11 protein-coding genes and 1 pseudogene are annotated in these 12,346 nt (G+C 74.6%); 9 read left to right on the forward strand and 3 right to left on the reverse strand.

The window, feature by feature from the left end; all coding sequences use genetic code 11:
* The 9 genes and pseudogenes from ACFWXO_RS43070 to ACFWXO_RS43110 form a co-directional block, all read left to right on the forward strand.
* Positions 1 to 281 (forward strand): annotated as a pseudogene (locus ACFWXO_RS43070) (DNA polymerase III subunit gamma and tau); the annotation flags it as partial.
* A gap of 92 nt (positions 282 to 373) precedes the next feature.
* On the forward strand, positions 374 to 715 hold the full coding sequence (locus tag ACFWXO_RS43075) for a YbaB/EbfC family nucleoid-associated protein (protein ID WP_360227091.1): 342 nt from the start codon (positions 374 to 376) through the stop codon (positions 713 to 715).
* Positions 716 to 897: 182 nt separating this feature from the next.
* On the forward strand, positions 898 to 1,497 hold the full coding sequence (gene recR / locus ACFWXO_RS43080) for a recombination mediator RecR (protein WP_375887690.1): 600 nt from the start codon (positions 898 to 900) through the stop codon (positions 1,495 to 1,497).
* Positions 1,490 to 2,194 (forward strand): DUF5063 domain-containing protein, encoded by a 705-nt coding sequence (locus ACFWXO_RS43085; RefSeq protein WP_375887687.1) that lies wholly within the window; start codon positions 1,490 to 1,492, stop codon positions 2,192 to 2,194. Before recR ends, ACFWXO_RS43085 begins: the two co-directional genes overlap by 8 nt.
* Positions 2,195 to 2,603: 409 nt before the next feature.
* The gene (locus tag ACFWXO_RS43090) at positions 2,604 to 3,884 is read left to right on the forward strand and encodes an aspartate kinase (RefSeq protein ID WP_375887685.1); all 1,281 of its coding nucleotides are present in this window, start codon (positions 2,604 to 2,606) and stop codon (positions 3,882 to 3,884) included.
* Positions 3,885 to 3,912: 28 nt separating this feature from the next.
* Positions 3,913 to 4,974 (forward strand): aspartate-semialdehyde dehydrogenase, encoded by a 1,062-nt coding sequence (locus ACFWXO_RS43095; RefSeq protein WP_380532127.1) that lies wholly within the window; start codon positions 3,913 to 3,915, stop codon positions 4,972 to 4,974.
* 352 nt (positions 4,975 to 5,326) lie between these two features.
* A complete protein-coding gene (locus ACFWXO_RS43100) occupies positions 5,327 to 5,872 on the forward strand; it encodes a SigE family RNA polymerase sigma factor (RefSeq protein WP_254802531.1) in 546 nt (181 codons plus the stop codon).
* Positions 5,865 to 7,031, forward strand: coding sequence for a hypothetical protein (locus tag ACFWXO_RS43105; RefSeq protein WP_380532130.1), 1,167 nt, complete (start codon positions 5,865 to 5,867; stop codon positions 7,029 to 7,031). Before ACFWXO_RS43100 ends, ACFWXO_RS43105 begins: the two co-directional genes overlap by 8 nt.
* A gap of 174 nt (positions 7,032 to 7,205) precedes the next feature.
* Positions 7,206 to 8,009, forward strand: a complete 804-nt coding sequence (locus tag ACFWXO_RS43110; RefSeq protein ID WP_380532133.1) for an SURF1 family protein — start codon at positions 7,206 to 7,208, stop codon at positions 8,007 to 8,009.
* Between the two features lie 9 nt (positions 8,010 to 8,018).
* Here the strand turns inward: ACFWXO_RS43110 and ACFWXO_RS43115 are convergent, their stop codons facing one another.
* From ACFWXO_RS43115 to ACFWXO_RS43125, 3 genes are all read right to left on the reverse strand, one after another.
* Positions 8,019 to 8,705 (reverse strand): hypothetical protein, encoded by a 687-nt coding sequence (locus ACFWXO_RS43115; RefSeq protein ID WP_380532136.1) that lies wholly within the window; start codon positions 8,703 to 8,705, stop codon positions 8,019 to 8,021.
* Positions 8,702 to 10,552: a S9 family peptidase gene (locus tag ACFWXO_RS43120; RefSeq protein ID WP_380532139.1), complete on the reverse strand. Its 1,851-nt coding sequence runs from the start codon at positions 10,550 to 10,552 to the stop codon at positions 8,702 to 8,704. The genes ACFWXO_RS43115 and ACFWXO_RS43120 overlap by 4 nt, the downstream gene beginning before the upstream one ends.
* A 185-nt stretch (positions 10,553 to 10,737) precedes the next feature.
* Positions 10,738 to 12,192 carry a DHA2 family efflux MFS transporter permease subunit gene (locus tag ACFWXO_RS43125; protein ID WP_380532142.1) on the reverse strand — a complete coding sequence of 485 codons (1,455 nt, stop codon included), beginning with the start codon at positions 12,190 to 12,192 and terminating at the stop codon, positions 10,738 to 10,740.
* Between the last annotated feature and the right edge of the window lie 154 nt (positions 12,193 to 12,346).

The following is a 12,346-nucleotide window of genomic DNA, read 5'->3' on the forward strand; positions in this document are numbered from 1 at the left end:
GAGCTCCCGCCCCGGCGCAGGCCGCGGTGCAGGCCCCGCCGCAGGCGCAGGCCCCGGTCCAGGCGCCGCCCCGGCCGCAGGTGCAGGCTCCCGCGCCGGTGCAGGCCCCGCCGCCGGTGGCGGCGCCCCCGGCCCGCCCGGTGCAGTCGGTGCGGCCGGAGGACGACATCCCGGAGGAGGACGACCCGGACCTCAACGAGGAGACGTTCTCCGGCCAGGACCTGATCATCCGCGAGCTGGGGGCCACGGTGCTGGAGGAGATCCACCACCGCGGCAACTGAGCGCTCCCCGGGAGCGGGGCCACGGCATCCGCCCCGGGCCCGTAGGCTCGACCGTGACGTACGACGAACCGTGTGACAGCAAGGAGTGAGCCGTGTTCCCCGGTGGTGGTCAGCCCAACATGCAGCAGCTGCTCAAGCAGGCGCAGAAGATGCAGGAGGAGCTCGCGAAGGCCCAGCAGGAGCTGGCCGAGGCGAAGGTGAACGGTACGGCGGGCGGCGGCCTGGTCGAGGCCACGGTGACGGGTTCGGGCGAGCTGGTGGCGCTGACCATCGCCCCGGCGGCCGTGGACCCGGAGGACACCGAGACCCTGGCCGACCTGGTCCTGGCGGCCGTGCGGGACGCCAACCAGGCGGCCCAGAAGATGCAGGCCGAGCGGATGGGCCCGCTGACCCAGGGCCTGGGCGGCGGCGGCATCCCCGGCCTGCCGTTCTAGGGAAACCCCGGCCGGGGGCCCCGCCGCGGGGGTCGACGGTCTGGAGTTCAGACGGCGGACCCATGTGATTTCTGTGGGAGTCGGGCGTCGGGCGGTGTGTCCGGCGCCCGATTCGTTGGATGATGGCACCGGGGCACCTCCGACCAGGAGCACCACCGGACCATCCGAGGGAAGGCGCGACGTTGTACGAGGGCGTGGTTCAGGACCTGATCGACGAACTGGGCAGGCTGCCTGGCGTCGGGCCCAAGAGCGCCCAGCGGATCGCCTTCCACGTGCTGCAGTCCGACCCGGTCGACGTGCGCCGTCTCGCGCACGCGCTGCTGGAGGTCAAGGACAAGGTCCGCTTCTGCGCGGTCTGCGGCAACGTCGCGGAGGCCGAGCGGTGCCGGGTCTGCCTGGACCCGCGGCGCGACCTCGGCGTCATCTGCGTGGTCGAGGAGCCCAAGGACGTCGTCGCCATCGAGCGCACCCGTGAGTTCCGCGGCCGCTACCACGTGCTGGGCGGCGCGATCAGCCCCATCGAGGGCGTCGGCCCGGACGACCTGCGCATCCGCGAGCTGCTCGCGCGCCTCGCGGACGGCACGGTCGCCGAGCTGATCCTGGCCACCGACCCCAACCTGGAGGGGGAGGCGACCGCCACCTATCTGGCCCGGCTGTGCAAGCCGATGGGCCTGAAGGTGACCCGGCTGGCGAGCGGACTGCCCGTCGGCGGGGACCTGGAGTACGCGGACGAGGTCACCCTCGGTCGCGCCTTCGAAGGGAGACGACTGCTCGATGTCTGACCGGACGATCAACCAGCAGCCCCACGGCTCCCCGCAGCCGGAGGCCGGGGCGACCGCCCCGCACACCCACGGCCACGGCTCCGAGCCGGACGACTTCGCCGTGCAGATCGCCGACTCGGTGGAGAGCTTCGTGCTCGCCGTCACCGAGGTCGCCAAGGGCGACGAACCGGGCAGCGCGGTCTCGCTGCTGCTCCTGGAGGTCTCGCAGCTGCTGCTGGCCGGCGGCCGGCTGGGCGCGATCGAGGACGTCGTCCCCGAGGACCGCTTCGAGCCCGACGCCGGGCCGGAGCCGGACGGCGAGCAGCTGCGCGAGCGCCTCGCCGTGCTCCTCGCGCCGATCGACGTCTACCACGAGGTCTTCGACCCGTACGGTCCGCCGGAGAAGCCGAACGCCTTCCGGATCTCGGACGACCTGGCCGGCGTGGTCAGCGAGCTCCAGCACGGCCTGACCCACTACCGCGAGGGCCGGGTCAGCGAGGCGCTGTGGTGGTGGCAGTTCTCGTACCTCTCCAACTGGGGCACGACCTGCACGGCGGTGCTGCGGGCGCTGCAGTCGCTGATCGCCCACGTCCGGCTGGACAGTCCGATCGGTGCGGCGCCGGACGGCGCGGACACCGACGACGACGGGCTGACCGACGAGCAGTTGGAGCAGCAGGCGGGCGACCTGATGGAGGCCGAGCTCGGCCTCGGCCGGTAGGCGGCAGGTAGCCGGCCCTCGGCCGCAACCGAGGGCCGCAACCGAGGGCCGCAACCCAGGGCCGCACCGAGGGCAGCAACCGAAGGCCGCAACCGAAGGCCGCCGCCGGGGATCGCGGCGGCCGTCGGCGATTGTGACGAATGCCTCAGCAATCCCCCCGGAAAAGAAATCCGGCCGGGGTACCCGGTATTCGTCCGGGAATTCTTCGGAACGGCGCCCGGTGTCCCGCAGACCTGCCGGTGGCACCGCCCGAACCGCCGCCCACGTGCTGAAACGGCCGTCTCATCATATGGAAAGCGCCGGTCAGGGCACCCCTGCTCGGTAGACTGGCGCGGACCGCACCCCCCTTTCCCCCGGGGGGTACGGGGGCCTGGAGCCCCCGGAAAACGACACTAGTCGAGGAGCGCACGTGGGCCTTGTCGTGCAGAAGTACGGCGGCTCATCCGTTGCGGATGCCGAAGGCATCAAGCGCGTTGCCCGCCGAATCGTTGACGCCAAGAAGGCCGGCCATGAGGTCGTCGTCGTGGTGTCCGCGATGGGCGACACGACGGACGAGCTCATCGAACTCGCGGAGCAGGTGTCACCGCTTCCTGCCGGCCGTGAGTTCGACATGCTGCTGACCGCTGGAGAGCGCATCTCCATGGCGCTGCTGGCCATGGCGATCAAATCCCTGGGGCACGAGGCCCAGTCCTTCACGGGGAGCCAGGCCGGTGTCATCACGGACTCCGTCCACAACAAGGCACGCATCATCGACGTGACGCCGGGTCGCATCCGCACCGCCCTGGACCAGGGCAACATCGCGATCGTGGCCGGCTTCCAGGGCGTGTCCCAGAGCAGCAAGGACATCACCACGCTGGGCCGCGGCGGTTCGGACACCACCGCCGTCGCGCTGGCCGCCGCGCTCAAGGCCGAGGTCTGCGAGATCTACACCGACGTGGACGGCGTGTTCACCGCCGACCCGCGCGTGGTGAAGAAGGCGCGCAAGATCGACTGGATCGCGTACGAGGACATGCTGGAGCTGGCCTCGTCCGGCTCCAAGGTCCTGCTCGACCGCTGTGTCGAGTACGCGCGGCGCTACAACATCCCGATTCACGTACGCTCGTCCTTCTCGGGTCTTCCCGGGACGATCGTCAGCAACGACAACCCGAACAAGCCCGAAGGGGGCGAGATGGAGCAGGCCATCATCTCCGGGGTCGCCCACGACACCTCCGAAGCCAAGGTCACCGTCGTCGGCGTGCCCGACAAGCCGGGCGAGGCGGCGCGCATCTTCCGCGCCATCGCCGACGCCGAGGTCAACATCGACATGGTGGTGCAGAACGTCTCCGCCGCGTCGACCGGTCTGACCGACATCTCCTTCACCCTGCCGAAGACCGAGGGCCAGAAGGCCATCGACGCGCTCGGCCGGGTCAAGGAGGGCATCGGCTACGAGTCGCTGCGCTACGACGACGCGATCGGCAAGATCTCGCTGGTCGGCGCCGGCATGCGCTCCAACCCGGGCGTCACCGCGACCTTCTTCGAGGCGCTCTCGGCCGCGGGCGTGAACATCGAGCTGATCTCCACCTCGGAGATCCGCATCTCGGTGGTCACCCGCGCCGACGACGTGCCGGAGGCGGTCCGCGCCGTGCACAGCGCCTTCGGCCTGGACAGCGAGAGCGACGAGGCCGTCGTCTACGGCGGCACCGGTCGATGACCCGGGAGCCGGGCGGGGGCACCGGGCGGTGACCCGGCGTCCCAACCTCGCCGTGGTCGGCGCCACCGGCGCGGTCGGCGAGGTGCTGCTCGGCCTGCTCTCGCTCCGTCAGGACGTCTGGGGCGAGGTCCGACTCGTCGCCTCCCCGCGCTCGGCCGGCCGTACGCCGGTCGTGCGCGGGGAGGCGGTCCCGGTGGTGCCGCTGACCGAGGAGGCCTTCGCCGGGATCGACGTCGCCGTGTTCGCCGTCCCCGACGAGGTCTCCGCCCAGTGGGCGCCGATCGCGGCGGCCAAGGGCGTCGTGGTGGTCGACGACTCGGCCGCCTTCCGCACCGTCGGGGACGTACCGCTGGTCGTCCCCGAGGTGAACGCGGCCGCGCTGCGGATCCGTCCGCGCGGGATCGTGGCCAGTCCGGCCGGCCCCACGCTGGCGCTGGTCACGGCGGTCGGCGCGCTGCACGCCGAGTACGGGCTGGAGCAGCTGGTGGTGGCCACCTACCAGGCCGCCAGCGGCGAGGGCCGGGCCGGCACCGCGGCGCTGCGCGAGCAGACCGCCCTGGTGGCCGGCACCGAGGTCGGCCGGCAGACCGGCGACCTGCGCGCGGTGATCGCCGACGAGGGGCCGTTCGCCGCCCCGCTCGCCCTGAACGCGGTGCCCTGGACCGGCGGCCTCCAGGACGGCGGCTGGTCCGCCCAGGAGCTGGGCCTGCGCGACGAGGCCCGCAAGGTCCTCGGCCTGCCCGCCCTCAAGGTCTCCGCGACCTGCGTGCGGATCCCGGTGGTGCGCACCCACGCGCTGGCCGTGCACGCCCGCTTCGAACGCGAGGTCAGCCAGGAGCACGCCCAGGACATCCTGCGCGAGACGCCCGGCGTGGTCCTCTACGACGACCCGGCGGCCGGGGAGTTCCCGACCCCGAACGACGCGGTCGGCACCGACCCGGTCTGGGTCGGGCGGGTGCGCCGGGCGCTGGACGAGCCGGACGCGCTCGACCTCTTCCTGTGCGGCGACAACCTGCGCAAGGGGGCCGCGCTCAACCTGGTGCAGATCGCCGAGCTGGTGGCCGCCGAGCTCGCGCTCCGGGCGGACTGAGGGCGGTCGCCGAGTCGGCGCTCCAGGCGGGGCGAGGGCGGCCCGAACTGACGGTGGGGAGGCTCAGGACCCGTCATCGGCCCGGTTCTGAGGGCCCCTTGTGCCCGAGGACGTCCGGACCTGTGTCCGCTCCTCGACACAATCTGTCCGGAATCCCGTGGGAATCCCCTGGAGGCCGCTTCCGCCGATGCGGAAGAATGGCCCCCGGGCTGGGCAACCATGACAGGGGATCGAGTGTCCAACGGGCGTGGCGAACGTGATGGTGGGGGCAAGGGCGGGCATCGGGGCGAGAGCCGTGGTGGCCTTTCCGGCGCGTTCCCCGTGGTCTTCGAGTAGGCCGGAAGACGACCAGATGACGGCGGCCGCACCCGGTGCGGCGGACTCCGGCGCGGGTACCGACGCGGGTACCAGCGAGGACCTGCTCACCGAGACCTACCAGGCGCACTACCGCTCGCTGCTGCGCCTCGCCGCGCTGCTCCTGGACGACCTCTCCACCTGTGAGGACGTCGTGCAGGAGGCCTTCATCCGGGTGCACGCCGCCCGGCGCAGGGTGCGCGAGCCCGAGAAGACCCTGGCCTACCTGCGGCAGACGGTGGTCAACCTGTCGCGCTCCACGCTGCGACGGCGGATCCTCGGCCTGCGACTGCTGCCCAAGCCGATGCCTGACATGGCCAGTGCAGAAGAAGGTGCCTACGATGCCTTGGAGCGCGACCAGCTGAAGGCCGCGTTGAAGGGTCTGCAACGCCGTCAGCGGGAGGTTCTGGTGCTGCGTTACTTCGTGGACATGACGGAGGCGCAGGTGGCCGAGACCCTGGGCATCTCGCTCGGTTCGGTGAAGGCGTACGGCTCACGCGGACTCGCCGCCCTCCGGACCCAGATGGAGGCCGGACATGGCTGACGGCGCCCGCCAGCGGCCAGGGGACGACCACCTCCCGGACTTCTCCGCCGAGGAACGGGCGCTGCGCGAGCTCATGCACCACGCGGTGGACCGGATCCAGCCCGGAGTCGGCGCCCTGCCGCGGATCCGCCAGGCCGTACCCCGGCGGCGGGCCGCCCGGCGCGGGGCCTGGACGGGCGCGGCGGCACTGGCCCTGGCGGTCGCGATCGCGCTGCCCGTCCTGCACGAGGGCGACCACCTCGGACTGTCCGGCGGGCCCGGTTCGGCGAACGCCGGCGGCGCGACCCTCGCCGCCCCCACCGGCAGCGCGATCGGCGGCAGCGCCACCGGCGGGGGCGTACGCCCCGGCCCCGGCGGCGCGGGCAGCACCTCCCCGACCGGCACCGGCAGCGCCTCGCCGAGCCCCGGCGCGGACGCCACCCGCCCCGGCCCCGCCACCCCCACCGGGGCCCCCGGCACCGGGGACGGCGGGATCGTCCCGCTCTGCACCCGGGCCGACCTCGGCCAGGGCACCGCCCAGGTCGGCCCCGCGGACACCCAGGGCCGGATCTACGGCTCCTTCACGGTGTACAACGTCTCCGGCCGCAGCTGCCGCCTCGGCGGGCCGGGCGCGGTGGCCGTCACCGACGTCAGCGGCACCGACCGCAACCGGGTCCGCTCCGCCGACCACACCCCCGGCGACCCGGCCGGCAACCTGCCCGCGATGGACGCCGAACCGCCGCTGTTGGCCCCGCAGGCCGGGTACAAGGTGCCGTTCGCCTGGATCCCGGACCAGGGCTGCGGCTCCTCCGGCGGCGCCACCACCGCGCCGACCTCCGGCACCAACCAGGCCTCCCTGACCACCCAGGGCCCCGCCGGCTCCTCCGGCGCGGCCCCGAACTCCGGCACCGGCGCCTCGGCGGCGCCGAGCTCCAACCCGCAGGCCAGCCCCTCGCCCACCTCCGGGCCCACCGCGGCGCCGAGCCCCACCGCCACCCCGAGCGGCAACCCGACCGGCGCCCCGCCCACCGCGACCATCGCCCACACCCCGGCCCCCGGCAGCCCGGCGGTCGCCACGGCCTCGCTGCCGGTCGGGTGCGGGGGGACGCTCTACCGGGGCGGGGTCCAGCCGTCCGGCGGGTCGGCGGCCCGGCCCTCGGGGACGCCCGCGGCGGGCTGAGCCGGGGGCGGCGCGGGCGCCGGTGGTGGAGGATCCGGGCTCGGCGCGGGCGGCGGCGGTGCAGGACCCGGGCTCGGCGCGGGCGTCGTCGGCGCGGCGTTCTGCGGCCGATCCGGCGGGCGGAGGCGGACCCTGTGGTCCGGCGCGGTGTGAGGAGTGGTTACCGTGGGGGGTGTGTACCGGTTCCTCCTGACTCCGCGCTGGCTGGGCGGCACCGCCCTGGCCGTGGCGGCCGTGGCGGTCTGCGTCTGGCTGGGCTCCTGGCAGCTCGGCCGGTTCGAGGACCGCGTCTCCACTCACCAGGAGACCAAGCAGTCGCTCGCCGCTTCGGGTGAAGCCCGTCCGATCGACGCGCTGCTCGGCCCGGCCACCCCGCAGGTGACCACGGAGACCGTCGGCAAGTCCGTCACGGCCTCCGGGGAGTACGACACCGAGCACCAACTCCTCGTCCCCAACCGGGTGTTGGACGGCAAGCAGGGCTACTACGTGCTGACCCCGCTGCGTACCGCCGACGGACACGCCGTCGCCGTGGTGCGGGGCTGGGCGCCCGGCAACCCGCCCGGCGACCCGTCCGGCGCCGCCCACGCGGTCGGGCCGGCCCCCACCGGGCCGGTGACGGTGACCGGGCGGCTCCAGGCCAATGAGTCGGTCGGCAGCAACGGCGCGGTCGCGGGCGGCCTGCCCGCCGGGCAGCTCGGCATGATCAACCGGGCCTCGCTGCTGAACGTGCTGGAGTACGACGGCTGGTACGACGGCTGGGTCTCCGCCGACCAGGTGCCCGCCGGTCTGACCGCCGTACCGACCGTCCAGCCGCAGGGCGGGGACGGGCTCACCCTGCGGGCCTTCCAGAACCTGGGCTACACGCTGGAGTGGTTCGTCTTCGGCGGGTTCGTGGTCTTCATGTGGTTCCGCCTGGTGCGCCGGGAGGCGGAGGCGGAGCAGGACCGGGCCCTCGGGCTGGACCCGGTCCTGGACTGAGCCGCCCGGTCAGCGGGTCGGCCTGCCGGGGGGCGGGGTGGGCACCGGGGTCGGCTTGAGCGGTGCGGTCGGTGCGGTCGGTGCGCCGGTCGGTGTGATCGGTGCTGCGGGGCCGGTCGGGGGCCCCGACGGGGTCGACGAGCTGCCTCCGCTACCTCCGCTACCGAAGGGCGTCGCCGTGTCCTCGTCCACCGGCGTGCTCCCGCCGCGGCAGTGGCCGCGCCCGGCCGACCCGTTGTTCGAGCCGTAGTGGTCGATGTGGTGGTGCGTGGTGCGACCGCCGCCCTTCGAACCGCTGGTGCCGCTCGAACCGCCGGAGCTGCTGGAGCCGTGCGAACCGCCGGAACTGCCGGAACTGCCGGAGCTGCTGGACCCACCGGAGCCGTGCGATCCGCCGGACCCGTGCGAACCGCCGCGCTCGGCCGCGTCCTCCTCAGCGCCCGGCTGGTAGGACGCCCGGAGGACCGTCGCCCCGGCCGCCGGAGCGCTCGCCCGGGTCGCCGAGCCGCTGGGCGCGGGCGCCGGGTGCGCGGCGGGAGCCGTGGGCGTGGCCGGCGCCGTGGGCGTGGCCGGCACCGGGGCCGTGGCCGGGGGCGGGCAGGCGACCTCGTCGCCGTGCGAGCCCGAGCAGCCGCTCAGCACCAGCACCAGCACCCCGGCCACCGCCGCCCCCGCGACCGCCGACAGACGGCTCACCCAGCCGCTCCGCTGCCGCCGTCGGGGACCCCGAGGTGCCGCCGGACGAAGTCGATCTCCAGCCGCAGCTGCCGGATCCGCTCCTCCACCACCAGCGAGCCGTGCCCGGCGTCGTACCGGTACACCTCGTGCGGCTTGTCGAGCTGCTCCAGCCGCTCGACGTAGTTCTCGATCTGCTGGATCGGGCAGCGCGGGTCGTTGACCCCGGCGCTGATGTACACCGGCACCCGCACCTGCTCGACGTAGCTCAGCGGCGAGGAGGCGGTGAAGCGCTCGGGGACCTCCTCGGGGGTGCCGCCGAAGAGGGTGCGGTCGAGCGACTTGAGCGCCTCCATCTCGTCGGCATACGCGGTGTGGTAGTCCGCGACCGGTACCGCGGCGACGCCCAGCGACCAGCTGTCGGGCTGCACGCCCAGGCCGAGCAGGGTCAGGTAGCCGCCCCAGCTGCCGCCGGTGAGCACCAGTCGCCGCGGGTCGGCGAGGCCGCTGGAGACGGCCCACTCCCGGACCGCCGCGATGTCCTCCAGCTCGATCAGGCCGACCCGCTCGTGCAGCGCGTCCGTCCAGGCCTGGCCGTAGCCGGTCGAGCCGCGGTAGTTGACCCGGACCACCGCGAAGCCGTGGTCCAGCCAGGCGGCCGGTCCGGCGGCGAAGGAGTCGCTGTCGTGGTGGGTCGGGCCGCCGTGGACCTCGAAGACCGTCGGGTACGGCCCCGGGCCCCCGGTCCGCGGGCGCTGCACCAGGGCGTGCACCCGCCCGCCGGGACCGTCCACCCAGACGTCCTCGACCGGGACGGAGCCGGGCGGCACCGGGCCGGGCGCCCGCAGCACGACCGCACCCGCGGTGGAGCGGACGGCGGAGGGCTCGGCGGCCGAGGACCACAGGTACTCGACGGTGCCGTCCGGGCGGGCGGTGGCGCCGCCGACCGTGCCGCGCGGGGTCTCCAGGCGGGTCAGCCGGCCGTCCGCGAGGTCGTACGTGAACAGCTCGCTGCGCGCCTCGTACTCGTGCTCGACCAGCAGCGCCCCGGCGCCGGGGCGCCACTGCGCGGAGACGTCGCCGGGCAGCTCGCGGCCCTGCTCGTCGCGGAGCGGGAGGGCGGTCTCGGCGCCGGTCGCGACGTCCCAGATCATCGGCTCCCAGCGGCCGGTGCGCTGGTGGGCGACCAGCAGCCGGGTGTCGCCCTCGACCGGGGCGAAGCCCAGGCAGGCGACGCCGCGCGGCTCGTCCCGGCCGGTGACCTCGTCCAGTTCGGCGACGGTCTCGATCCCGTCCCCGGTGAGCCGGACCACCCGGATGGCGGAGTGCATCGCGTCGCCGTGCTCGGTGTGGTCGACGGCCAGCAGGGTGGCGTCGTGGCTGAGGTCGCCGACGCCGCCGTACTCCTCGTGCCGGTAGATCTCGACCGGCGCGGCCGCGCCCGGTCGGCGCAGGTGCAGGGTGGTGCCGTCCTCGTCGGTGGAACGGCCGACGACCACCGTGCCGTCGCGGCCCAGCGCCAGGCCGGCCGAGTAGGAGGCGGCGAGGCCGGGCACGGCCTCCTCGTCCGGGCCGCCCGCGAAGGGCTGGCGGCGCCAGACGCCGAACTCGTCACCGTCGTGGTCGTCGAACCACCAGACCCAGGCGCCGTCCGGGGACAGCTCGGCGTCGGTGGTGCCGTTCGGCCGGTCGGTGACCTGGCGGTGGGAGCCGGTGGCACGGTCCCAGGCGTAGACCTCGTAGGTGCCGGTCGCGTTGGACACGTACAGCGCCCGGTCGGGGGCGTCCTCGGCCCAGTCGGGCAGTGACACCCGGGCCGCCCTGAACCGCTGCTCCCACGCCGGTACGGTGCTCTTCTCCTCGCTCATCCGACCATCCAACCCGATCGGGGGGACGGAACGGAACGGGCGGGCGGGGATCGCCCCGCCCGCCCGGCTTCCTCCGGCGGCCTGCCCGGGTCGTGCTCCTCGGCGGCCCGCCCGGGTGGTGCTCCCAGGGCGTTCTCCCGGGTCGTGCCCCCGCGACGTTCTCCCGGGTCGTGCTCCTGCGGCATTCACGAACGGCGCGGCACCAGCCGGACCAGGCCCACCAGCACCAGCTCCAGCACCGCCAGCACCGCCGTGCTGCGGACGAAGGCCGCCGTCGGGTCGTCGGCGACGTAGTAGACCAGGCCGATCAGCGCGACCCCGACGGCGCCGCCGACCTGCTGCACGGTGGCCACCGCCCCGGCCGCCGCCCCGGCCAGCTGCGGCTCCACGGCCGCCAGGGCGACGGTGGTGACCGGCGCGATCACCAGGCCCATGCCGAGGCCGTCCACGAACAGCCCGGGCGCCAGCCACCAGACGGTGCCGTCCGCGCCGGCGTCGGCGGCGAACGCGAGCAGGCCCAGCCCGGCGGCCATCAGCAGCCCGCCGACGGTGATCGTGCGCGGCTCGCCGAGGCGCGCGGTGACCCGGTGGGTGGCGTTCGAGGTCAGCAGGTAGCCGAGGCCGATCGCGGTGAACACCAGCCCGGCGCCGAGCGCGTCCAGTCCGCGGCCCAGCTGCAGGTGCAGGGCGAGCACCAGGAAGAACGAGGCCTGGCCGAGCCAGAAGACCAGTTGGGCGAGCAGCCCGGTGCCGAAGGCACGGCCGCGGAACAGCCGGGTGTCCACCAGCGGGGTGCCCCGGCCCGTACTGCGGTGCTGGTGGACGGCGAACGCCACCAGCACGGCGACCGCCGCGCCGAGGCAGAGCAGCGTCCACAGCGGCCAGTCGAGGCCCGGTCCCTGGATCAGCGGCAGCACCAGGGCGGTCAGCCCGACCGTCGCCAGCAGCACCCCGACCGGGTCCAGGCCCGGCCGCTGCGGCGCCCGCGACTCCGGCAGGCAGCGCCGGACGGCGGCCAGCGCGGCCAGGCCGATCGGCAGGTTGATCAGGAAGCAGCTGCGCCAGCCCAGGCCGAGAAGGTCCGCGCGGATCAGCAGCCCGCCGATCAGCTGGCCGAACACCGCGCCGACGCCCATCGTCAGTCCGTACCGGGCGAAGGCCCGGGCCTGCGCGGCGCCGCTGAACGCCGTCCGCAGGATCGCCAGCACCTGCGGGCCCATCAGCGCGGCCGCCAGGCCCTGCGCCACCCGGGCGCCGACCAGCGCGGACGCCGTCGGGGCGAGGCCGCAGCCCGCCGAGGCGAGGGTGAACAGGGACAGACCGAGCGCGAACACCCGGCGCCGGCCGTACCGGTCGCCGAGCCGGCCGGCGGTGACCAGCCCGACGGCGAGGGCCAGGCCGAACCCGGCCATCACCCACTGGACGACCGCCGGGCCGGCGCCCAGATCGGCCTGGACGGAGGGGACGGCGACGTTGACGACGAAGGTGTCGAGGGCGGTCATGAAGGTGGCGGTCAGGATCACCGGCAGCAGGCCCCGGGGGGCGGGTGCCGCCGGGGCGGCGGGGGTAGCGGGGGTAGCGGGCGGAACGGGGGTAGCCGGGCCGGGGGCCTTGGCGGGGGCTTTCAGTGCGGTGCTCAACTCGGGTTCTCCTCTCTCGGGCGCCCCGCCCTCAGGGGGCGGGGGGGCGCCCGGGGGGGGGGGGGCCCCGGGGGGGGGGGGGTTGTAAAAAGAGTACCTGGCGCGGACACAAGACGAGTTATATTGTGTGGGGGGGGCGAGCGTGAAAATAGGG

Origin of the sequence: Kitasatospora sp. NPDC059088, assembly GCF_042738155.1 — a bacterium.
In the GTDB taxonomy this organism is placed as follows: domain Bacteria; phylum Actinomycetota; class Actinomycetes; order Streptomycetales; family Streptomycetaceae; genus Kitasatospora.

Excerpts from the sequence above, each read along its gene's own strand:
- ACFWXO_RS43085 (WP_375887687.1), top strand. The coding sequence starts at position 1,490 with ATGTCTGACCGGACGATCAACCAGCAGCCCCACGGCTCCCCGCAGCCG.
- ACFWXO_RS43100 (WP_254802531.1), top strand. The coding sequence starts at position 5,327 with ATGACGGCGGCCGCACCCGGTGCGGCGGACTCCGGCGCGGGTACCGAC.
- ACFWXO_RS43105 (WP_380532130.1), top strand. The coding sequence starts at position 5,865 with ATGGCTGACGGCGCCCGCCAGCGGCCAGGGGACGACCACCTCCCGGAC.
- ACFWXO_RS43120 (WP_380532139.1), bottom strand. The coding sequence starts at position 10,552 with ATGAGCGAGGAGAAGAGCACCGTACCGGCGTGGGAGCAGCGGTTCAGG.